A 21,305-nucleotide genomic window follows, 5' to 3' on the forward strand; every position below is an offset into this window, starting at 1 on the left:
GCCAATACTCCGGCTCCTCCCGGGGCGGCGCGACTGACCTTAAGTTGCGTCGCCTCCCGGCCTTCCCCGTTTTCGGATTTTCATCAATGCAACGCCAGATGCGCCCCTGGCTGGCCTCCAATGGCTGGCTCCTGCTTGCCGGGCTCTTGCCCGCAGTCATCTTGATTGGTGCGCTGGTCTATTTCACCGGCTGGGCCTTCGCCTTCTCCTTCACCAACCTTGAACTCGTCGGAAAGAAGTCGGTCGACTGGAGCTGGGTTGGACTCGACAATTACGAGCGCCTGTTCAACCGCAAGGGCTTCCTTGAGGCGCTCTGGACGACGATCAACTTCACCTTCTTTTCGGCCATTGTCGGCCAGTCGGTCCTTGGGTTCCTTCTCGCCAGCGCGCTCCGCACCAATCGCGGCATGCTGCGCAGTGTGGTGGAAGTCTCGATCATGCTGGGCTGGCTGCTGCCAGACATCGTGGCGGCGTTCCTGTGGTCGGCGACGACGTCGAAGACCGGCCTCGTTAACAACCTCGTGGTGACGCCGTTCGGGATGCAGCCGATCAATTTCCTCAATGATTTCGCGCTGCAGGTGGCGATCCTCTCCAACATCTGGAAAGGCACGGCCTGGAGCTACCTGCTGTTCATCGCCGCGCTCGACTCTGTCGGCAAAGAGATCGTGGAAGCCGCCAAAGTGGACGGTGCGACGGCCTGGCAGCGCACCTGGCAGGTGGTGCTGCCGATCATAAGGCCGCATATCGCGACCAACCTGCTGTTCATCACCATCTGGACCTTCACGTATTTCCCGCTGATCTACGCGCTGACCGGGGGCGGCCCCGGCTCGCAGACCAAGGTGCTCGCCATCTTCATGTATGAGCAGAGCTTCAAGATCGGCAAACTCGGCTACGGCAGTGCCATCTCGGTGGCGATGCTGGCCATCGTCGGGGTGCTTTCCCTGCTCTACATCCGCCTTCTGAGGGAGCCCAAGTAAATGGACAGCACCCGTCTTTCCCGCCCGCTCGCCATTGCATTGAGCTTCATGGCGATTATCTGGGTCAGCCCGTTCCTGTGGCTGTTCACCAACGCATTCGACCCGTCGGCGAACGGTGTGCTACGCGTTCCATCCAGCCTCGGCTTCGACAATTTTGTTGAAGCGATCAGCGGCAATGCCGGACGGCAGTTCATGAACTCGCTGTTTCTGGCGGCAGGCACTGCGACGCTCACGGTCATTGTCGCAGCGGCCGCTGCCTACCCGCTGAGCCGGATGAACATTCCGGGCAAGAACACCTTCCTGTGGCTGCTGGTGCTGCTGCGCATGCTGCCCTCGACCGGTGTCATCGTGCCGCTCTATTTCACGGCGCAATCGGCCGGGCTGCTCAACACGATGGGCATCATTCTGGCACTCACCATCCTCAACCTGCCGTTCACGCTGCTGCTCTTGAAGAACTTCTTCGACACGGTGCCGATCGAGCTTGAGGAGGCGGCCTTTGTCGATGGCGCGAGCCTTTGGCAGATCATCGTGCAGGTGGTCTCGCCGATGTCGAGGGCCGGCATCGCGGTGGTGTGGTTTTTCACCTTCACCGGCGCCTGGAACGAGTTCTTGCTGCCGCTGATCTTTTCACGCACCGAAGCGGGCTTTCCTATGTCGGTCGGCCTCTACGCTGCCTTCGGGCAGAACGGGGCCGTCGACTACGGCTTTCTTGCAGCGTTTTCAATTCTCTACGCAGCGCCGGCGGTCGGCGTCTATTTCCTGTTGCGGCGAAACATGAACACGGGATTCGCCGGTGTTGGAGTTAAAGGATGAGTTTCTCGAACCCCCTCAAGCAGGCCCTCGGGCTGCTGGACGATGACGTCAAGCAGGAGGGCAAACTGATGCGCCTGTGCGCGGATCTGCAAGCCAAGATCCTGACGCCAGTGCCGGGTGAGATCGCCTGGCGCTATCAGGAGGCCGATCTCAGCGCTGCGGAGGCGCTTGGGGCGCGGTGGCAGGACTGGCCAGCATTCACTCAGCGCACCGTGTGGAGCAAGAAGCAGGGCCACACATGGTTTGCGGCCGAAATCGAGGTGCCGCCGGAGGCTGCGGGCAAGACCTTTGTGCTGCGCTTTACCTCGCAGTGGCAGCACCGCCCGGGCTCGACCGACCCGCAATGTCTCGCCTATCTCGACTGGCACGTGGCGCAGGCGCTTGATGGCAACCACAATGAACTGGTGATTACCCGCAACGCGGTGCCGGGCAGCAAAAACCTGTTGCTGGTCAACGCCTTTACGTTCTTTGACCGGCCGCTGGCGGGGTTCCAGGTGGAGTATCTGGTCCGTAACGAGCGGGTGGAAAAGCTCTATTTCGACCTGATGACGCCACTCGAAGTGGCGACGGGCTTGCCGCAGACCGATGCGCGGCGGCATGCGATCATGAACCTCGTCGATGAGGGATTGCGGGCGCTGGACCGGCGTGGGGCAGTGACGCCTGAGCTGGAGGCGAGCCTTTCGGCGGCCGAGGCGATTGCGGCGAAGATCTACGACCTCGTCGATACCGAGGTGCAGCCGGTGGCGACGGCGGTGGGACACACCCATCTCGACGTGGGCTGGCTGTGGCGGGTGATGCACACGCGGGACAAGACTGGCCGCAGTTTTGCCACGGTGATGAACCTGATGGCCGAGTACCCTGACTTTGTATTCATGTACAACCAGTCGGTGCTCTTCAACTTCCTCAAGACCGACTATCCCGAGATCTGGGCGAAGCTTAAGGAGAAGGTAAAGTCGGGCCAGTTCGAGATCGAGGGCGCGATGTGGGTCGAGCCGGACGTCAACATCGTCTCGGGCGAGTCGCTGGTGCGCCAGATTATGCGCGGGCGGCGCTTCCATCTCGAGGAGTTCAACATCGTTCCCAAGTGCGTCTGGTTGCCGGACACGTTCGGCTATTCGGCCAACCTGCCGCAGATCATGGAGCGCTCGGGACTTGAGTATTTCATTACCTCCAAGCTGAGCTGGAACGACACCGACCGGCACCCCTACGACACGTTCTTCTGGCGCGGCATCGACGGCACCGAGACCAAGGCGCAGTTGATCACCACGCAGCGCCTCGAGAGCAACGAGATCTTCACCACCTACAATTCCGACCTGTCGGTCAGCGAGGTGATGGGGGCGTGGAAGCGTTACGAACCCAAGAAGGCCAACAACGAGATCGTCATCTGCTACGGCTATGGCGATGGCGGTGGCGGCCCTACCCGCGCCATGATCGAGCGCGGCATCCGGCTCGAGCGCGGCATTCCTGGTGCGCCCAAGGTACGGATGGAAGGCATCGTGCCGTTCCTCGACCGGCTGGGCAAGCGCATGGACGAGAACGCGGAGAAGTTTCCGCGCTGGAATGGCGAGCTCTACCTGCAATACCATCGCGGCACGCTGACCACGGTCGCCAAGAACAAGGCCAACAACCGGCGCGCCGAGCGCGAGATGCGGGAGCTCGAATTCGTCAGTGCCCTCGCCCACGCCATGGCGGGACAGAACTATCCGGCCGAGCAGATCAACACGATGTGGGAAACGGTGCTGATCAACCAGTTCCACGACATCCTGCCCGGCACCTCGATTGCCGAAGTCTATGTCGACTCCGATGCTGAGTATGGCGAGCTGTTCGGCACGCTGGCCTCGGAGAATGGCCCCCTGCTCTCGGCGGCGCGCGCTGCGATGGCACTGCCGCGGGATCAAGCCCGGCTCGTCAACTTCATCTCGCAGCCGCGCGATGGCGAACTCGTGACGCTGGACGCGACTGGCCTTGCTGGCAAGGCGCTGGTGGTCGGAGACACCACACGTCCGCTGCAGACGATCGTCGGCGCGGGTGGGGAGACCCAGGTCGCGGCGCCGATCGCCGGCTTGCCCTCTTTGGGCTGGGCCGGTGTGAGTCTCGCAGCAAGCGCGGCAGCATCCGCGTCGCAGCTGTGGGTGTCCGCCAGCCACCTCGAAAACGCCCTGCTGCGCGTCAGTTTCGACAAGGCGGGCGAGATCACTTCGGTGTTCGACAAGGCCAGCAAGCGTGAATTGATCCAGCGCGGACAGACCGCCAACCGGCTCGTCGCCTATGAAGACAAATCGATGAACTGGGACGCCTGGGACATCGACTGGTATTTCGAGGAGCAGTCGTGGTCGCTTTCGGACAAGCCGGCCAAAATCGAGGTGGTCGAGACCGGTCCCTACCGGGCCGCGATCCGCATCGAGCGCAGCTACCAGAAGTCGCGTTTCGTGCAGGTCATCTCGCTCGCCGATGGGGCGCGCCAGGTCGAGTTCGATACCTTTATCGACTGGCAGGAGAAGGCGACGGTCGTCAAAGCCCTGTTCCCGCTCGATCTCAACGTCTCGGAGATCCGGTCGGAAATCCAGTTTGGCCATGTGAAACGTGCCACGCATCGCAATACCAGCTGGGACAAGGCGCGGTTCGAAGCCTCAATGCATCGCTGGATCGACATGAGCGAGCCGGATTTCGGCGCGGCGCTGCTCAACGACTGCAAATATGCGTATGACGCGGTGGAGCAGATGCTCCGCCTGACGCTGGTGCGTGGGGCGCTTAACCCCAACCCGCAGGCCGACGTCGGTACGCACCGGTTGCGCTATGCGCTGCTGGTGCACGCCGGCACCAGCGATCTGGAGCAGGTGCACCGCGCAGCGGAGCGGCTTAATAACCCGGTTCGCCTCGTGGGCACGCCCCAACCCGGTGCCCCTGCCCCAGCCTCGACATTCAGCTTTGCCAGCAGCGATGCGGACAATGTGACGATCGAGACGATCAAGAAGGCGGAGAAGGGCGACGGCCTAGTGCTGCGCGTGTTCGAACACGCCAACCGCCGCGCCAAGACGACGATCACGCTCGGCCTGCCGGTTGCTTCGGCGCGATTGGTGAACCTGATGGAAGAGCAGCCCGGGCCGGTGCTCGAGGTGGTGGACAACACCATTACGCTCGAACTCCGCCCGTTCGAGATCGCGACGGTGCTGATCGAGGTCGCGGCGTCGGCCTGATTTTCGCCAACACCATTTGAGGGGTGCGCGCCTGATGGGCCCGCGCCCCTTGTCGTTTGTCGGCTCGACACCATTCTCAATGGAGGGTCAGGGACTTGATCTCAATCAAGCCCTTGGCGCGTGCGGCGTGGTGAGGATGCCGCCACAGTGACTCAGAGGTACAGCGATGACGGTTCGAAATCTGGATTTGGGCTTCAGGCCGCAGTCTGTGGCTGTGGTAGGTGCCTCGAACCGCGAGGGTGCTGTCGGCTCGGTGGTACTGCGGAACATCATCAGGGGTGGCTTTGCCGGCACAATCTATCCGGTGAACCTCAAGTATGACGTGATCGAGGGGCTGCGCTGTTACCACCGCCCTTCCGACCTGCCAGCGCCCCCTGATCTCGCCATTATCATGACGCCGCCCTCGACGGTGCCGGGTCTCATTGCCGAGCTGGGTGCAGTGGGGTGCAAAGCCGCCGTAGTCATCACCGCTGGCGTTGGCGCGACCGACGGGTTGCGGCAGGCGATGCTCGACGCAGCAAAGCCGCATCTGATGCGGATCATCGGGCCGAACACCATCGGCCTGCTGTCTCCGCATGTGGCGCTCAATGCCAGCTTTGCGCATCTGGCGCCGCGTCCGGGCAAGCTCGGTCTGATCTCGCAATCGGGCGCTATCGTCTCGTCGGTGATCGACTGGGCGGCAGCGGAGGACGTGGGATTTTCACAGATCCTGTCGCTGGGCGACATGGCGGACGTCGACGTCGGCGATTGCCTCAACTGGCTGGCAGCTGACCCCGAGACCTCAGCGATCCTGATGTATCTTGAATCGATCCCGGCGCCGCGCAAGTTCATGTCCGCGGCGCGGGCGGCGGCCCGCATCAAACCGGTGATCGCGATCAAGCCCGGCCGTCACATTGAGGCGGCGAAGGCGGCGATGACGCATACCGGATCGCTGGCCGGCGCGGACAATGTGGTGGACGCGGCACTGCATCGAGCCGGCGTGATCCGGGTCAAGGAACTGGAGCAATTGTTCTACGCCGCCGAGATCACCGCGCGCTTTTCGCCGCTGCGCTCAGGTCGCGTGGCGGTCGTCACCAATGGCGGAGGCGCCGGTGTGCTGGTGGTCGATGAACTGATCGATCGCAAGGCCAGCATTGCCGAGCTTTCGCCAGAAACAATGGCGCACCTGGATGCGGCGCTGCCCGCGACCTGGTCGCGCAGCAATCCGGTGGACATCATCGGCGATGCGCCGCCGGAACGGTACACGGCCGCCATCGCGGCTGTGGCTGACGATCCCGGCGTTGACGCGATCCTCGTTATGAATTGCCCTACTGCTGTGGCTTCACCGCTGGCGGCCGCAGACGCGGTGGGCCGGCTGGCGGAGGCCGGGCGGGTCAACGGCAAGCCGCTGCTGGCCTGCTGGCTCGGCGCCGAGGTGGCAGAGCCGGCTCGCGCCATCCTCCGGCGCGCTGGGGTCGCCACGGTCAATACACCCACGGCGGCGGCCGAAGGGGTGTCGCTCCTGACCCGCTGGTCCGAGTTGCGCCGGCAACTGGAGCGCATTCCCGCCGCTACGCAGGGACGTGAGCCTGATAAGGCTGCAGCAGCGCGTGTGCTTGAGACGGCAGCCAGCGAAGGGCGCGCCATTCTTACCGAACCCGAGGCAAAATCGGTGCTGGCGGCGTATGGCATTGCGGTGCCACAGATCGTGGTGGCGACGAGCCCTGAGGATGTAGAGCGGGCCGCTGCAGGGATGCTGCAGACGAACGGCGCTGTCGTGGTCAAGATGCTGTCGCGAACCATCACGCACAAATCTGACCTTGGCGGTGTGGCGCTCAATCTCACGACACCCATTGCGGCGCGTGAGGCCGCCGAACAGATCACGGCGAGGGTCACGACCCGCTATCCAGAAGGTCTCGACGGCTTTGCCGTCCAGCCCATGGTGAAGCGCCCCGGCGCCCAGGAACTGCTGATCGGCCTCACGACTGACGCAAGCTTCGGTCCGATCGTGGTGTTTGGCGCTGGCGGCACGGGGGTGGAGGTGATCAACGACACCGCGACCGGGCTGGTGCCGCTCGACGAGGTGCTGGCGGGAGACCTGATCGACGCGACGCGGATTTCGCGTCTTCTCGCCGGGTTTAGAGATGTCCAGCCGGCGGATCGGGTCGCGATCATCGGAGCCCTCACCGGCCTGTCGCAACTGGCGATCGACTTTCCGGCGATCGTCGCGGTCGATATCAACCCACTGCTTGCCGACGCGACCGGAGCCATCGCGCTCGACGCGCGTATCCAGATCGACATCGGGCGCGCCGCCGGGGCGCCCGATCATCTGGTGATCCGGCCCTACCCGACCAACTGGAACACCAGCATCGATGCCAGTGACGGCGGCTACGAGGTGCGCCCGATCCTCCCGGCGGACGCGCTGCTCTATCCGGACTTTCTCGAGCGCGTTACGCAGGAGGATCTGCGGCGCCGCTTCCTGGTTCCGACCAACTCTATCTCGTCCGAAATGCTGGTGCGGCTGAGCCAGCTCGACTACGACCGCGAAATGGCGTTCGTGGCGCTCAACCCGCAATCCGGAAAGCTGGCCGCCATAGCTCGGATCAGCGCCGATCCGGACCATGAGACCGCCGAGTTCGGCATCCTTGTGCGTTCGGATCTGCAGGGGAACGGCCTCGGCCGGGGACTGATGCGGCACCTGATTGCCTATGCCCGGGCCGATGGCCTGCACCGTATCAGAGGCACGGTGCTGCGGGAGAACACAGCAATGTTGCAGATGGCGGCGGCACTCGGATTTACCCAGGCGGCGGCTACGGGTGCAGCCGATCTGGTGCAGGTGGAGCTGGATTTGCGAAAGCACATGTAGAAGACGCCGCTGCGACTGGCGCTAGAGGGCTGAATTGGCTCTATATTTTCGTTCGGTGCGCCGGAGTTTTCCACAGACGCCGGTCCGTACTCGACAAGCAGCCGGCGTTCCGGACGGAATTTTGGGCGCTGCAATTGCTTGGCACGTAGCCGAATTTGCGCCGTTTTTGCGGCGGCGCTGCTTTGTGCGACGTAATTTGAAGCTGACTTGCAAACAAAAAACCACTTTCGGCTCGCGCTATTATATGACTATTTGGTGCGGCGTAATGTCTCGGATGGACGGGAGGAACGGATCCACCGAGGCGGAACGCAAGAGACCCTGCTGAGCAGGGATCAATGGGAGGAAAGTCATGAAGTATATTGCCTCGGCTGCCGCGATCGCGGCCGCCACGATGATGTTTGCTGCTCCGACGGTAGCCCAGGACAAGCCGCAGCTGGCGTTTGTGGTCAACATCGCTGCCGACTTCTGGAAAGCGGCGGAAGCCGGCATGAAGAAGGCCCAGGAAGAACTGCCCGACTACCAGCTTGTGTTCAAATATCCGGACCAGTCGACAGTCGCGATCCAGAACCAGATCATGGATGACCTGGTAACGGCCGGTGTGAAGGCGATCATGGTTTCGGCCATCGATCCCGGTGCTACCGACTTCCTGAACAAGATCGCCGGTGAAACGGCTCTGTTCACAACCGACTCCGACGCGCCGCAGAGCAAGCGCCTCGCCTATATCGGCTCGTCCAACGTGTCGCTCGGCCAGCAGGCCGGCGAAATCGCCAAGGCGGCAATGCCGAGTGGCGGCAAGTGCATGGGCTTTGTCGGCCACCTCGATGCGGCCAACTACAAGGAACGCGCGCAGGGCTTCAACGAAGGCGTTGCCGGCACACAGATCACGCTCGTCGACACCCGTTCGGATGGCGGCGACCAGACGGCGGCCAAAAAGAACGTCGAAGACGTGCTGGTGGCCAACCCCGACATCACCTGCATGGTGGGCTTCTACTCGTACAGCACTCCGGCGATCTACCAGGCGCTCAGCAATGCGGGCAAGCTTGGCCAGATCACTGTGATTGCGTTCGACGATGATCCGATCACGCTGGGTGGCGTCAAGGACGGCTCGATTGCAGGCACCGTCGTGCAGCAGCCGTTCCAGTGGGCCTACCAGGGCTTCAAGCTGATGGCAGCCTACCTCAAGGGTGACAAGTCGGGCATTCCGGCTGATGGCGTCATCATCGTCCCCGGCCAGATCCTGCACGCCGCCGACGTCGATGGCTATGTGGCCAACCTGAAGGCGATGCAGGGCAAGTAAAAAGCCCAGCCTCTTTGTGCAGGTGGGCGGCGGCCATAGGCTGGCCGCCCACCTTCCTGTCGTTCGGGACCAGTATATCATGACCAGTGCCGCCGCCGTCGCACCGGCTCCGTCAGAGCCCTTCCTGACCCTTTCAGGCGTGCGCAAAAGCTACCCGGGGGTTGTCGCCCTCAAGGACTTTTCGATGAGCGTCTACCCGGGCGAGGTGATCGGCCTCGTAGGGGAGAACGGGGCCGGCAAGTCTACCCTGATGAAGATTCTCGGCGGGGTGATCGAACCGGATTCCGGCACAATCACGCTCGATGGATTCGAGCATAGGTCGCTTTCGGTGGCGTCCAGCATGGGTGCGCGCATCGCCTTCGTGCACCAGGAACTCAATCTCTTCGACAACCTCGACGTGGCAGCCAACATTTTCATCGGACGCGAGCCGGCGGCGGGTGGCTTTCTGAAGCTCGTCGATACGCGCAAGCAACGCGAAATGACCGCGCCGCTGCTAGAGCGGCTTGGTGCGGGGTTCAAGCCGTCGACCCCGCTTTCCGCCCTGTCGCTGGCGCAGCGGCAGATGGTCGAGATCGCCAAGGCGCTGTCGACAAATGCCCGCCTCGTCATCCTCGATGAGCCGACCTCGAGCCTGCCGCTGTCGGAGACCGACAAGCTGCTCGATGTGATCGCAGCGCTGAAGGCCGATGGGATCAGCGTGATCTTCATTTCGCACCGCCTGCACGAGATCGAGCGGGCGGCCGACCGGGTGATCGTGCTGCGCGATGGGACGCTGGCGGGTACGCTCGAAAAGAGCGAAATCGAGCACGACCGGATGGTCAATTTGATGATCGGCCGTGATCTCAAGGTTCAGAATGCGGGGGCCCCGACGGCGCGCGGAGCGCTCGCCATGCAGGTTTCCGGCATCCGGACGTCGACCTATCCGGGCCAGCAGGTCAACCTGCAACTCTACAAGGCCGAGATCCTCGGCATCGCCGGGCTCGTGGGATCGGGGCGGACGGAACTGGCACGCGCGATGTTCGGCATCGACCCGGTCTTCGGCGGCGTGTTCGAGGTTGATGGCAAGCGGTTCCGGCCGCGCGAGGCATCGGAGGCGGTGGCACAGGGCGTGTTCCTCGTGCCCGAGGACCGCAAGGGTGCGGGGCTGCTGCTGGACCTGCCGATCGCGCAGAACATCTCGCTGCCCGACCTCGACAACCACGCACGCAATTTCATGGTCACCAAGACGAGCGAGCACGCCACCGCCGAGACGCAGCGGCGGGCGCTGGGGATCAAGGCGCCGCTGGTCACGACGCTTGCCGGTTCGCTCTCGGGCGGCAACCAGCAGAAGGTGGTGCTAGGAAAATGGCTGGCGATGAAGCCGAAGATCATGATTTTCGACGAGCCGACGCGCGGCATCGATGTGGGCGCCAAATCCGAAATCTACCGGCTGATGCGCGGGCTGGCAGACGCCGGCGTCGCGGTGATGATGATCTCGAGCGACATGGAGGAGGTCATTGGCGTCTCCGACCGGATCGCCGTGATGCATGAGGGGCGGATCTCGGGGGAACTGGGCCGCGCGCAATTCAGTGAAGAAAACGTCATGCGGCTCGCCATCGGCAAGCCGCTGCGTGAGGGGGAACTGGCATGACCAAGAAGGACATTGGCCTTCTGATACTGATCATCGTGGTGGGCGCGGTGGTCACGCTGATCAATCCGCGGTTCCTGCTGCCGATCAACCTCGCCAATACGGCAAACCTCGTGGGCATGTTCGGGCTCTCCGCGCTGGGCCAGGCCTTCGTCATCATGACGGGCGGCATCGAGCTGTCTGTCGGCTCGGTGATTGCGCTGACCGGCGTGCTGTTCGTCGACCTGATCGCCAATCGCGGCGTGCCGTGGCCGCTAGCGCTGGCGCTGATGCTGTCGCTTGGGGCGCTGATCGGGCTCGCGCATGGACTGCTGATCACAAGGCTGAAGATGCAGCCCTTCGTCGTGACGCTCTGCGGCCTGCTGATCTATCGCGGCTTTGCGCGGTTCTATACCGGGGACTCGACCGCCGGCTTCGGCTTCGGGCAGACGTTTCCTGAACTCGAGTTCATCACCGCCGGCCGCAGTTTCGGGGTGCCCAACTCGTTTATTGCGCTGATTATCGTCGCGACGGTGATGTGGGTCGTGCTGCACCGGTCGATCTTCGGGCGCTACCTTTACGCCGTGGGCAAGAACGAGGAGGCGGCGCGCTATTCGGGCATCCGGACCACCGTGGTGATCGTCGGCGCTTACATGATCTGCCAGGTGCTGACGGTGATCTCGTCAGTTTACTTCGCTATGTACACCCGCTCGATCGCACCGTCGGCGCATGGCAATTTCTACGAACTCTATGCGATCGCCGCTGCGGTGCTCGGAGGTTTCTCGCTGCGCGGCGGTGAAGGCTCGATCATCGGGGCGCTGTTAGGAGTGGTGCTGCTGCAGGAGTTGCAGAACCTCGTCAACCTCCTCGGCATTCCCTCGTCGCTGAACTTTGCGGTGATGGGGTCGGTGATCCTGCTCGGGGTGCTCGCAGATCAACAGTTCGGGGCTTATCGCGACCGGCGCCGCATTGTCGAGGCGGCCAAGGTCACGCGTCCCGAAGACGCACCGGCGGAGTAGTGCGGCCTTGGCCGGGTGCGGGCGGCGTCAGGGGGGCGGCGCTCAGCTCCTCAGCCCTGGCGCCTCTCGGCCGGTGCGCGCCACATATTCGGTGTAGCCGCCGCCATAGGCATGGATGCCCTCGGGCGTAAGTTCCAGCACACGGTTGGAAAGCTCGGCGAGGAAGTGCCGGTCGTGCGACACGAAGAGCATGGTGCCGTCATAAGACTTCAGCGCCTCGATCAGCATTTCCTTGGTGGTGATATCGAGGTGGTTGGTTGGTTCGTCGAGGACAAGAAAGTTCGGCGCGTCGAAGAGCAGCATGGCCATGACAAGCCGCGCCTTCTCGCCGCCTGAGAGCACGCGGCACTTCTTTTCGATCTCGTCGCCCGAAAAACCGAAGCACCCGGCCAGCGCCCGGAGTGCTGCCTGCCCCGCCTGGGGGAAGGCGCTTTCGAGCGACTGGAACACCGTCTGGTCGCCATCGAGAAGATCCATGGCGTGCTGGGCGAAGTAGCCCATCTTGACGCTCGGGCCACGCGCAATGCTGCCCTCATCGGGCTTGGCGCTGTCGGCGACCAGCTTGAGCAGCGTCGACTTGCCGGCGCCGTTGACGCCCATGATGCACCAGCGCTCCTTGCGGCGAACGTGGAAGTCGAGCCCTTCATAGATCGAGCGGCTGCCATAGCTCTTGTGAACGTTCTTGAGCATGACAACGTCCTCACCCGACCGATTGGGCTGGCGGAACTCGAAGTTCACGACCTGTCGACGCTTGGGCGGCTCGACTTTGTCGATCTTGTCCAGCTTTTTGACCCGACTTTGCACCTGTGCCGCATGCGAAGCGCGAGCCTTGAAGCGCTCGATGAAGGCGATCTCCTTCGCCAGCATCGCCTGCTGGCGCTCGAACTGCGCCTGCTGGTTCTTGTCCGCTGTGGCGCGTTGCTGCTGATAAAACTCGTAATCGCCGGTATATGAAGTGAGCGTGCCCGCATCGATTTCGATGATCTTGTTGACGATGCGGTTCATGAACTCGCGATCGTGCGAGGTCATGAACAAGGCGCCCTCGTAGCGCTTGAGGAAGTCCTCAAGCCAGATCAGACTTTCGAGATCGAGATGGTTGCTCGGCTCGTCGAGCAGCAGCGCATCGGGCCGCATCAGGAGGATACGGGCGAGCGCCACACGCATCTTCCAGCCGCCGGAGAGCGCGCCGACGTCGCCATCCATCATTTCCTGGCTGAAGCCGAGGCCGTTGAGAACTTCGCGGGCGCGGGCGTCGAGGCTGTAGCCGTCGAGCTCCTGGAACTTCGCCTGCACCTCGCCATAACGCGTTATGATCTCATCCATGTCGTCAGCGCGATCCGGGTCGGCCATGGCGGCTTCGAGCTCAACCATCTCGGTCATCAGGGTACCGACAGGACCAGCGCCCTCCATCACCTCAGCGACAGCGCTGCGGCCGGACATATCGCCGACATCCTGGCTGAAATAGCCGACGGTGACGCCACGATCGATCGAAACCTGGCCTTCGTCGGGCTGTTCCTCACCGGTGATCATGCGGAAGAGCGTGGTCTTGCCGGCGCCGTTGGGACCGACGAGGCCGATCTTTTCGCCCTTCTGCACGGCGGCCGAAGCGTCAATGAAGACGATCTGCTTGCCGTTCTGCTTGCCGATATTTTCGAGACGGATCATGTCGGGCGGGCCCTGTAGCGAGGTCTGGCCGCAAACAGTGAGCACCGCAGCGACGGGAAGGTGGCCGGTAAACCATCGCGCGCCGTCACACGCAAGGGCCAGCGCGACATGGCAGGGTTTCGCGGGCTCAGCCGGTGACCTTGCCATCGGCGACCATGACGTGCCGGCGGCAGGTGGCTGCGATCTTTTCGTCGTGGGTAGAGATCAGGAACGAGGTCTGCTGTTCGGTGTTGATGCGCCCGATCAGTTCCATCACCTGCGTTGCGGACTCGCGATCGAGATTGCCCGTCGGCTCATCGGCCAGGACGAGTTCGGGCTTGTTCATCAGCGCCCGCGCCACGGCGACGCGTTGCTTCTGGCCGCCAGAGAGGGCCGTTGACTTGAAGTCGATCCGGTTTTCGAGGCCGACTTCAGCCAGCAGCTCCCTGCCCCTTTGCCGCATCGCCTCGGTCTCGCGGCCGGCGCGGACGGCGGAGGGGAAGATGACGTTTTCAAGCGCGGTGAAGTCTGGGAGGAGATGGTGGAACTGAAACACAAAGCCGATGTGCCGGTTGCGAAAGTCGGTGACCTCGCGGTCGTCAGCCTTGGTGAGATCGACGCCCAGCATGGTGTGGCTGCCCGAGGTGGGCTTCATCAGCGTTCCGATGATGGTCAGCAGCGTGCTCTTGCCTGAGCCGGAGGGGCCAAGGAGCGCGGTCAGTTCGCCGGTATCGAGGCGCAGATTCAGCCCTTTCAGCACCTTGGTGGCTGTCTCACCGTCACCGAAGGTTTTGACGAGGTCGCGGACCTCCATCAGCAGTTGTGTGGTCATTGCCCGATCACCGAGACCGGATCGACGCGGACGGCTGCGCGAGCCGGAAGGATCGAGGCCACCACCGCACCCACGAGCGTCAGGATGATCGCGAGATTGTAGGCCCCGAGGCGGACGTCGACGGGCAGTCCACCGGGTGGGGCCAGTTCGGGTACGGGGAACGGGGAGAGAGCGAGGTAGCCGAGACCGGCGCCAACCAATCCGCCGACGAGCCCGACCAAGGCGCCCTGGATGACAAAGACCAGCACGACGAAGAACCGACTCGCGCCCATGGCGCGCATGATGCCGATCTCGGGCCGGCGGCGGTAGGTCGAGAGCAGAAGCGAACTCGACACGCCAATGATGATGGTGACCAACGCGAAGGCCTTGATCAGGTTACCCGAACTCGCCTGAGCCCGGAGGCCATCGAGCAGTTGTGCGTTGCCGGTGGTCCAGGGCGTAGCCTTGAGGCCGGTATCGGCGGCAATCTGGCGCGCGACGTCATCTGACTGGTTGAGGTCGGTCAGCTTGAGCTCGATCCGCGACACGCCCTGCGGGGAGTCGAACAGGGTGCGGGCGGCAGCAAGGCTGACAAAGGCGGTGCGCTTATCGAGCGCATCGAGACCGAACTTGAAGATGCCGCCCACCACCATGGTGCGCTCGAGCCCGGCACCGGAACGGAGCGTCACCACCTGTCCCAGGCTGATGCCCAGATCGTCAGCAAGGCTGGCGCCGATCAGCACGGTGGCATTGGTGAGATCGGCACTGCCGCTGATGAGGCGCTTCTTCACATTGGCAATGGCTGAGACCTTGTCGGTCTCGACGCCGGTCACGCCGACGGGTGCGGTAATGTCACCCTTCAGAATGAAGCCGTTGCCGACGATCTGCTGCGACGCGGCAATAACATCGGGACGCGCCTCGATGGCGGGGAGGAATGCGGCCGCAGTGCGCAACTGGTTGGTCTGCGTGGTCGCGCGCTGGCGGACGAGAAGGACGGTGCCGCTCTCTACGGGGAGCAGAGACACAGGATCGCGACTTTGCGCTTCGATGGTGACGTGAGCGATATCGCCGACGGTGCGCTGGACGAGGTACTCGGCAAGGCCGCCGATCAAGGCGCTCATGAAGATAAAGACAAATACCCCAACCGCGACGCCCGCGATGAGGAGCCCCGACTGCACCTTGTTGGCCGTCAGATAGCGCAGCGCGATCTTGATGGCATAGAGCATGGCTAGTTGGCCTTGACCTTGACCGCTGCGCCATCCCGGATGCCGGTAGGATTGAGAATGACCTGGTCACCGGCGGCAAGCCCTGAGGTCACGATCACCCGGTCGGCGGGCCAATCGACATAGCTGACCTGACGCTCTTCGGCACCTTTGGGGCCGATAACAAAGGCCGTCGCGGTGCGATTGGCGACGATCAGCGCACTGCGCGGTATGGTGAGCGCCGCTGCTTCAGCGTCGACCAAGATGTTTGCCATCACGGTCAGGCCGACCGGGAGCGAGGTCTGCTCGTCAAACGAGGCTTCCACCGCCCTGCCCCCGGTGGTGGCATCGACCACGGGCGAGGCAAACGAGATTGTGCCATTGAGCGGGGTGTCGACGCCAACTGGCGCGAGGATCACTTTCAGTCCCGAGCGGATCTGCGCGGCATAAAGCTCGTCGACATCCATTTTGACCACCAGCCGTCCGGTATCTGCGATGGTCAGGAGGGTCGTCTGGGTATCGACGATCTGACCGGGCTCAACGCTGCGGGCGAGGACCACGCCAGCAAGTGGCGCCTTGATCTCATATTCCGAGAGTTGGCTTTGAGCCTGATCGAGCGCCGCCTGGAGCCGGTCGCGTTCGTTCTGGGCGGCGGTCAAGGCCAGAATGGCGTCCTCTAAAGTCTTGCGCGGGGTGTTGTCGCCGAGGGCCCTTGCCCGGTCGACGTCAGTCTGGGCCTGCTGCAACTTCACATTGCCGGCTTCAAAGGCGGCCTGTGCCTGGGCGACCAGGGCACGGGGCTGCGAGGAGTCGAGTTCGATGGCGAGTTGGTCCTTGGCGACCGCGTCACCTTCATCCACCAAGACTGAAATGACCTGTCCCGCAACCGATGAACGGACTGCAACCGAGGTTTTGGCAGCGACGCTGCCGTTGACGGCGAGAACGCGAGACACCGGACCGAGGGACAGGGTCTCGACAGTAACGGCGATTGGCCTGGGCTCCCAGGGGCGCGAGAGCGCCAGGTAGGCGGTCCCGGCGGCGAGCAGCACGAACACAAGGCCGGCCCAGAGGAGGCGCCGGCGCCGGCCGCGCTGCTGGCTTGAGATCGGGGGCTTGGACGACATGAAGACCGGCACCGCTCGCTGACACGCATCTATGACTATGCCAGTTGTCGATACGGTGTGCTGCCTGTTTAGTGTCGCACAATCTTTTGCCTGGCTAGCAGCTTACGTGCAAACAAGCCCCGTAGTTCATCCTGCTACTGCATCGCCCGCTGGGCGGCCGAGAACAGCGAGCCGGCACGCGCGCCCGAGCGGCAATAGCCATACATGGGCTTGGGCAAATCCTTGAGCGCCTGTTCCATGCGGATCAGCGCCCCTTCCCCGATGCTGCCCGAGATCGGGATATACGCGGTCTTCAGGCCGGCCCGTTCGGCCGCCGCGGCGATCGCAGCGAAGCTCGGCTGGCCGGGCTCCTCGTTGTCGGGGCGCGCGCAGATGATGGTCTTGAAACCGGCGGCGGCGACAGCCTCGATCTGGTCGGGCTGGAGTTGGCCGGCGACGGCGAAATCGGGATGGATGGAACGGTGGGACAATTTCTTCTCTTTGCTAGCGTTGAAAGGCCACATGATTGGGTCCGTCTGTTGGGGTGTAAGCGATAGTAGCCAACCGGCTGTGCGGGTGGTTGGGAGCGGCGACTCTGCCTATGATAGCTGCTTGGGCTTGGTGCTCAGGCCAAGAGCGGCATAGATGGGGCAGAAGCTGAATAGAGCCGTTGCGATGAGAACAACGCCTATGATCAGGCTGCCCCACATCAGCAGTGGGTTCGTGAAAAGCGCCCAGCCGGTGACAAGTGGCGCAAGGATCAGAAGCGCACCAATGACGAGGCGGGCGATGCGATCAGGGGTTCCGACGTTTTGCATGATGACGATCTCCGTGGCGGGAAAGGCTCTCCCCCTGCCTTGGTTGACATATATATTCGAATATTCTAATGTGTCAATATGAATGTAAAAGAACTTGCCCCCCGGGCCGATGACGCAGCCGAACTGCTCGGTGCCATGTCGAACCCGAAACGTCTGCTGATCCTCTGCCATCTGCTGGGTCAGGAGTTAAGTGTTGGCGAGCTGTCAGAGCTGGTGGAGTTGGGGCAATCGCCGCTCTCACAGCATCTCGCGAAGCTCAGAGCCCTGAAACTGGTGGCCGCACGGCGCGACGGCCAATCCATCCGTTATCGGCTGGCGTCTTCAGAGGTGGAAAAGGTACTGACGACGTTGCACGGGATTTATTGCGCCACCGCCTAAGGGCTCGCGGTGAACGTCAGCCTTTGGTCCGCAGAGTCGAGCGCCCGCCATCGACGCCGAACACCTGTCCGGTGATCCAGCCCGCATCCGGCGAAAGCAGGAACGCGGCCATTGCTGCGACGTCATCGGGCTCACCGAGGCGTGGGATGGCATGGGCTTCGGCGATCGCGGCGGCGAGAGCGGGAGAGCCGGTCAGGCTCTTGGCGAGTTCGGTGCGTGTCAGCGATGGGGCGACACAATTGACCCGTACACGCGGCGCGAGTTCAGCTGCGAGCGCCAGTGTCAGCCCTTCGACAGCGGCCTTGGCGCTACCGATGGAGGCGTGGGCGGCAAAGCCCTGGGACGCGGCGACCGAAGAAAACAGCACAATGGACGATGGCTTGGTGGTGTCAGCGGTTAGCGCAGGCAGGCAGGCCTTTACGGCCAGGGCGGCGCCAACCACGTTCAACTGATAGTCGGTGAGGAACTCGTTCGCCGTCAGGCGCTTCAGCGGCTTGAGGGTGATGGAGCCAACGCAGTAGGCGAGGCCGGTGAGGGTCACGCCGGCCTCGAGCGCTGCGGTTTCGATGGCCGCGCCGTCGAGAACATCGGCGACTGAGAAGCTGGCACCCAGTTCCTGGGCGAGAAGTTCAAGCTTTGCGACCGTGCGACCTACGAGATGGAGGCTTTCGCCCGAGGCGTGAAGACGTCTCGCAAGCTGGGCACCGATGCCACCGGTGCCGCCAAAGATCACTATGGTCATGCTGCTCAAACTCCAAACCTCGCCCTACTGTACGCGGGGGCTGGCCTGGCAGTTCAGGCTGGATTGGCGTCAGGCGGTCTGCGTAGCCTGTCGCGGGACCAGGAAGCGGGCGGCGAGGACGCAGAGGAGGATCGTGAAGATCAGGATCAGCGCGACCAGAGCGTTGATATCGGGCGAAAAGCCCAGGCGCATCATCGCCCAGAGCCGCACCGGCAGCGTGGTCTGGGTGCCAGTGACCAGAATGGTGATCATCGTCTCATCAAACGACAACGCGAAGGCGAGGATGGCGCCGCCGATCATGGCGCTCGAAAGGTTCGGAATGAGGATACGCCAGAAGGTCTGCCAGCGGGTGGCGCCGAGGTCGTAGGACGCCTCGATCATGGTGTCGCTGATCGACTCGAGGCGGGTGAGGATGGTGCGATAGACAATCGCCAGCACGAAGACGGTGTGGCCGATGACGACCGTGACGAGGGAGCGCTCGAAGTTGATCTCGCGGAAAAAGATCAACAGCGCGAGGCCGCTGATCACCGGTGGCATCAGGAACGGCAGGAAAATGATGAACTGCAGCAGTTGCCGGCCTTTGCGCCGCCCGTGGGTGTAGAGCGCCAGAAGGGTACCGGACACGACGGAGAGGATGACGGTACTGACGCCGACGATCAGCGTAGTGCGCAGCGCGGTGAGGATTTCGCCATTGCCTGCAAGCCCGATGTAGGCAGACGCGGTGGGGGCGGCCCAATCGACCTGTCCGCCCTTGATGGTGAAGAAGGACGAGACGATCGGCACAAAGAGCGGGCTGTAGAGCAGCGCGGCGACGAGCGCCGTTATCGCGGCCAGCACCAGTGTCGAGGGGCGGATAAATGCGGTCATCGGGCCACTCCAGGACCGCGACCGATACGCTCGCCGAGAAGGATGGCGACGATCACGACCAGCGCGAGGATTACCGACAGAGCCGCACCGAATGGCCAGTTAAAGGCGGTGCCGAACTGGCTGTAGAGCACGCGGCCGAAGGTGAAGCCGCTGGTGCCGCCCACCATTTGCGGGGTGAGGAAATCGCCGAGTGCGAGGACAAACACAAAGCTCGCGGCCGAAGCGACCCCCGGCAGGCTCAGCGGCAGGGTGATGCGCCAGAAAGTCTGCGCGCCACTCGCCCCGAGGTCATCGGAGGCGCGCAGCAGGATCTGCGGGATGCGCTCCAGTGACAGGAAGATCGGCAGGATGGCGAACGGGATCAGCAGCAATGTGAGGGTGAGGAGGATCGCGTTCATGTTGAACACGAACAGCGAGGACGGCGTGTCGATGATCCCCAGCGCCATCAGGGCTTTGTTGAGAAAGCCGTTCTGACCCAGAATGCTGCGGATAGCGTAGATCTTGATCACGTAGCTCATCAGCAGCGGCACCATCAGCAGCATGAGCAGCGCATAGCGCCAGCGGCCCTTGAGCTGGGTGAGGAAATAGGCCGTCGGATAGGCCAGCAGCACGCAGATCACGGCTACGGCGGCGCAGAGGAGACAGGTGTTCCACAGGACGGGCAGGAACACCGGATCGGTGAAGAAGCGCACATAGTTGCCGATGGTCAGCGCGCGATCGATGGTGCCGTCATGGACGCTGAAGAAGCTGTAGCCGAGAAAGATTGCGAGCGGCACGACGATGAAGAACACCGGCGCTGCGAAGACGAGCACGGTGACGAGGTTATCCCATCGGCTCGTAGACGATCGGCCAGCTCCCTGCCCGCTCACGCCAGCACCAGATGCGCTTCGCGCGGCGAAAACGATAGCCGCACGGTTTCACCGGGAACGAGGCTCGCGCCATGGACCTGGCTGGCCAACCGGAGACGCAGCCGGACCGGAGTGTCGCCAGAGCCGGCCGTCACATTGGCCACGGTGAAGGAACCGGCGAAGGCGAGGTCATGGACGGCGCCAACAATGGTGTTGGACGCGCCATCAGTTGGGGACAGGTGCAGCGCCTCCGGGCGGATGGCGGCGAAGGCCTTGGCGCCGTCGGGCGCGGTGAGAACACTTTCATTGCCTGGCACAGCGCAAGCCAGCTGGCCAAGCGGCGTCTCGAGGGTGCGATTATCGCCGTCGCGGGGGCCGAGGGTGCCGGCAATCAGGTTGTTGTCGCCAAAGAAGCGGGCGACGAACTCGTTCTCGGGGCGGTAGTAGAGGTCCTGCGGCGTGCCCAGTTGGCGGATGCGGCCGGCCTGCATGACGCAGATGCGGTCCGACATGCTGATAGCTTCTTCCTGATCGTGGGTCACGAACAGGAAGGTGGTCTTGATTTCGCGCTGGATGGACTTGAGAAACTCCTGCATCTGCCGGCGCAGCTCGAGATCAAGTGCGGCCAAGGGCTCGTCGAGGAGGATGAGGCGCGGCTGGCAGATCAGGGCACGCGCGAGTGCGACGCGCTGGCGCTGGCCGCCCGACAGCTGGGCGGGAAAGCGTTCGGCGAACTTGCCCAGTTGCACCAGGTCCAGCGCCTCGGCCACGCGAGTCTTGATCTGGTCTCGCGGAATGTGGCGCACAGAGAGCCCGTAGCCGACATTGCCGGCGACGGTCAGGTGCGGGAACAGCGCGTAGTCCTGGAAGACGGTGTTGAAGGGCCGCTTGTTGATCGGCACGCGGCTGATATCGGCGCCATCGAGCAGAATTTCGCCCGAACTGGTCGGCTCGAGACCGCCGATGAGGCGCAGAACGGTGGTCTTGCCTGAGCCTGATGGCCCAAGGACAGTGAGGAACTCGCCGTCGCGGATGGCGAGGTCGATTTCGTGCAGCACCGGCACCGGGCCATAGGCCTTGGAAACAGATCTGAGGCTCAGGAGGTCAGGCGCTTGGGTCATCGGGTACTCGTGTCGCA

18 protein-coding genes are annotated in these 21,305 nt (G+C 63.2%); 8 read left to right on the plus strand and 10 right to left on the minus strand.

All coding sequences use genetic code 11. The features are described 5' to 3' along the window. Positions 1 to 86: 86 nt before the first annotated feature. The 7 genes from ACO06J_RS11530 to ACO06J_RS11560 all read left to right on the plus strand — a co-directional run bounded on the left by ACO06J_RS11530 (position 87) and on the right by ACO06J_RS11560 (position 11,754). On the plus strand, positions 87 to 977 hold the full coding sequence (locus ACO06J_RS11530) for a carbohydrate ABC transporter permease (RefSeq protein ID WP_421760858.1): 891 nt from the start codon (positions 87 to 89) through the stop codon (positions 975 to 977). Further along, the gene (locus tag ACO06J_RS11535) at positions 978 to 1,790 is read left to right on the plus strand and encodes a carbohydrate ABC transporter permease (protein WP_421760859.1); all 813 of its coding nucleotides are present in this window, start codon (positions 978 to 980) and stop codon (positions 1,788 to 1,790) included. Further along, on the plus strand, positions 1,787 to 4,987 hold the full coding sequence (locus ACO06J_RS11540) for an alpha-mannosidase (protein WP_421760860.1): 3,201 nt from the start codon (positions 1,787 to 1,789) through the stop codon (positions 4,985 to 4,987). The genes ACO06J_RS11535 and ACO06J_RS11540 overlap by 4 nt, the downstream gene beginning before the upstream one ends. A gap of 166 nt (positions 4,988 to 5,153) precedes the next feature. Beyond that, positions 5,154 to 7,832 (plus strand): GNAT family N-acetyltransferase, encoded by a 2,679-nt coding sequence (locus ACO06J_RS11545; RefSeq protein ID WP_421760861.1) that lies wholly within the window; start codon positions 5,154 to 5,156, stop codon positions 7,830 to 7,832. Positions 7,833 to 8,181: 349 nt separating this feature from the next. Then, positions 8,182 to 9,129 (plus strand): sugar-binding protein, encoded by a 948-nt coding sequence (locus ACO06J_RS11550; RefSeq protein WP_421760862.1) that lies wholly within the window; start codon positions 8,182 to 8,184, stop codon positions 9,127 to 9,129. A gap of 79 nt (positions 9,130 to 9,208) precedes the next feature. Further along, complete coding sequence (locus tag ACO06J_RS11555) at positions 9,209 to 10,759, plus strand: sugar ABC transporter ATP-binding protein (RefSeq protein ID WP_421760863.1); 1,551 nt, start codon at positions 9,209 to 9,211, stop codon at positions 10,757 to 10,759. Next, positions 10,756 to 11,754, plus strand: a complete 999-nt coding sequence (locus ACO06J_RS11560; protein ID WP_421760864.1) for an ABC transporter permease — start codon at positions 10,756 to 10,758, stop codon at positions 11,752 to 11,754. Before ACO06J_RS11555 ends, ACO06J_RS11560 begins: the two co-directional genes overlap by 4 nt. A gap of 42 nt (positions 11,755 to 11,796) precedes the next feature. Here ACO06J_RS11560 and ACO06J_RS11565 read toward each other — a convergent pair whose 3' ends face one another. The 6 genes from ACO06J_RS11565 to ACO06J_RS11590 all read right to left on the minus strand — a co-directional run bounded on the left by ACO06J_RS11565 (position 11,797) and on the right by ACO06J_RS11590 (position 17,332). Then, positions 11,797 to 13,419, minus strand: coding sequence for an ABC-F family ATP-binding cassette domain-containing protein (locus tag ACO06J_RS11565; RefSeq protein WP_421760865.1), 1,623 nt, complete (start codon positions 13,417 to 13,419; stop codon positions 11,797 to 11,799). Between the two features lie 127 nt (positions 13,420 to 13,546). Beyond that, positions 13,547 to 14,230 carry an ABC transporter ATP-binding protein gene (locus tag ACO06J_RS11570; protein ID WP_421760866.1) on the minus strand — a complete coding sequence of 228 codons (684 nt, stop codon included), beginning with the start codon at positions 14,228 to 14,230 and terminating at the stop codon, positions 13,547 to 13,549. Next, positions 14,227 to 15,435, minus strand: coding sequence for an ABC transporter permease (locus ACO06J_RS11575; protein WP_421760867.1), 1,209 nt, complete (start codon positions 15,433 to 15,435; stop codon positions 14,227 to 14,229). The genes ACO06J_RS11570 and ACO06J_RS11575 overlap by 4 nt, the downstream gene beginning before the upstream one ends. A gap of 2 nt (positions 15,436 to 15,437) precedes the next feature. Further along, positions 15,438 to 16,535 (minus strand): efflux RND transporter periplasmic adaptor subunit, encoded by a 1,098-nt coding sequence (locus tag ACO06J_RS11580; protein ID WP_421760868.1) that lies wholly within the window; start codon positions 16,533 to 16,535, stop codon positions 15,438 to 15,440. Between the two features lie 134 nt (positions 16,536 to 16,669). Next, entirely contained in the window at positions 16,670 to 17,005 is a 336-nt protein-coding gene (locus tag ACO06J_RS11585; RefSeq protein ID WP_421760870.1) for a TIGR01244 family sulfur transferase, read from the minus strand. Positions 17,006 to 17,113: 108 nt separating this feature from the next. Continuing rightward, positions 17,114 to 17,332: a YgaP family membrane protein gene (locus ACO06J_RS11590; RefSeq protein ID WP_421760871.1), complete on the minus strand. Its 219-nt coding sequence runs from the start codon at positions 17,330 to 17,332 to the stop codon at positions 17,114 to 17,116. A gap of 78 nt (positions 17,333 to 17,410) precedes the next feature. On the opposite strand from ACO06J_RS11590, the gene ACO06J_RS11595 reads away from it, so the two are divergent. Next, complete coding sequence (locus tag ACO06J_RS11595; RefSeq protein ID WP_421760872.1) at positions 17,411 to 17,710, plus strand: ArsR/SmtB family transcription factor; 300 nt, start codon at positions 17,411 to 17,413, stop codon at positions 17,708 to 17,710. 16 nt (positions 17,711 to 17,726) lie between these two features. On the opposite strand, the gene ACO06J_RS11600 is transcribed toward ACO06J_RS11595, so the two are convergent. The 4 genes from ACO06J_RS11600 to ACO06J_RS11615 form a co-directional block, all read right to left on the minus strand. Further along, complete coding sequence (locus tag ACO06J_RS11600) at positions 17,727 to 18,452, minus strand: SDR family NAD(P)-dependent oxidoreductase (RefSeq protein WP_421760873.1); 726 nt, start codon at positions 18,450 to 18,452, stop codon at positions 17,727 to 17,729. Between the two features lie 69 nt (positions 18,453 to 18,521). Next, entirely contained in the window at positions 18,522 to 19,319 is a 798-nt protein-coding gene (locus tag ACO06J_RS11605) for an ABC transporter permease (RefSeq protein ID WP_421760874.1), read from the minus strand. Continuing rightward, entirely contained in the window at positions 19,316 to 20,188 is an 873-nt protein-coding gene (locus ACO06J_RS11610; RefSeq protein WP_421760875.1) for an ABC transporter permease, read from the minus strand. Before ACO06J_RS11610 ends, ACO06J_RS11605 begins: the two co-directional genes overlap by 4 nt. Next, positions 20,185 to 21,288 (minus strand): ABC transporter ATP-binding protein, encoded by a 1,104-nt coding sequence (locus ACO06J_RS11615; protein WP_421760876.1) that lies wholly within the window; start codon positions 21,286 to 21,288, stop codon positions 20,185 to 20,187. The genes ACO06J_RS11610 and ACO06J_RS11615 overlap by 4 nt, the downstream gene beginning before the upstream one ends. Positions 21,289 to 21,305 lie beyond the last annotated feature (17 nt).

The sequence above is a fragment of the Devosia sp. genome, assembly GCF_965229025.1.
Lineage (GTDB): Bacteria > Pseudomonadota > Alphaproteobacteria > Rhizobiales > Devosiaceae > Devosia_A.

Coding starts and splice junctions, on each gene's coding strand:
- ACO06J_RS11600 (WP_421760873.1), bottom strand. CDS start 18,452: ATGACCATAGTGATCTTTGGCGGCACCGGTGGCATCGGTGCCCAGCTT.
- ACO06J_RS11590 (WP_421760871.1), bottom strand. CDS start 17,332: ATGCAAAACGTCGGAACCCCTGATCGCATCGCCCGCCTCGTCATTGGT.
- ACO06J_RS11545 (WP_421760861.1), top strand. CDS start 5,154: ATGACGGTTCGAAATCTGGATTTGGGCTTCAGGCCGCAGTCTGTGGCT.
- ACO06J_RS11550 (WP_421760862.1), top strand. CDS start 8,182: ATGAAGTATATTGCCTCGGCTGCCGCGATCGCGGCCGCCACGATGATG.
- ACO06J_RS11555 (WP_421760863.1), top strand. CDS start 9,209: ATGACCAGTGCCGCCGCCGTCGCACCGGCTCCGTCAGAGCCCTTCCTG.
- ACO06J_RS11595 (WP_421760872.1), top strand. CDS start 17,411: ATGAATGTAAAAGAACTTGCCCCCCGGGCCGATGACGCAGCCGAACTG.
- ACO06J_RS11530 (WP_421760858.1), top strand. CDS start 87: ATGCAACGCCAGATGCGCCCCTGGCTGGCCTCCAATGGCTGGCTCCTG.
- ACO06J_RS11570 (WP_421760866.1), bottom strand. CDS start 14,230: ATGACCACACAACTGCTGATGGAGGTCCGCGACCTCGTCAAAACCTTC.
- ACO06J_RS11535 (WP_421760859.1), top strand. CDS start 978: ATGGACAGCACCCGTCTTTCCCGCCCGCTCGCCATTGCATTGAGCTTC.
- ACO06J_RS11615 (WP_421760876.1), bottom strand. CDS start 21,288: ATGACCCAAGCGCCTGACCTCCTGAGCCTCAGATCTGTTTCCAAGGCC.
- ACO06J_RS11580 (WP_421760868.1), bottom strand. CDS start 16,535: ATGTCGTCCAAGCCCCCGATCTCAAGCCAGCAGCGCGGCCGGCGCCGG.
- ACO06J_RS11540 (WP_421760860.1), top strand. CDS start 1,787: ATGAGTTTCTCGAACCCCCTCAAGCAGGCCCTCGGGCTGCTGGACGAT.
- ACO06J_RS11565 (WP_421760865.1), bottom strand. CDS start 13,419: ATGATCCGTCTCGAAAATATCGGCAAGCAGAACGGCAAGCAGATCGTC.
- ACO06J_RS11560 (WP_421760864.1), top strand. CDS start 10,756: ATGACCAAGAAGGACATTGGCCTTCTGATACTGATCATCGTGGTGGGC.
- ACO06J_RS11575 (WP_421760867.1), bottom strand. CDS start 15,435: ATGCTCTATGCCATCAAGATCGCGCTGCGCTATCTGACGGCCAACAAG.
- ACO06J_RS11605 (WP_421760874.1), bottom strand. CDS start 19,319: ATGACCGCATTTATCCGCCCCTCGACACTGGTGCTGGCCGCGATAACG.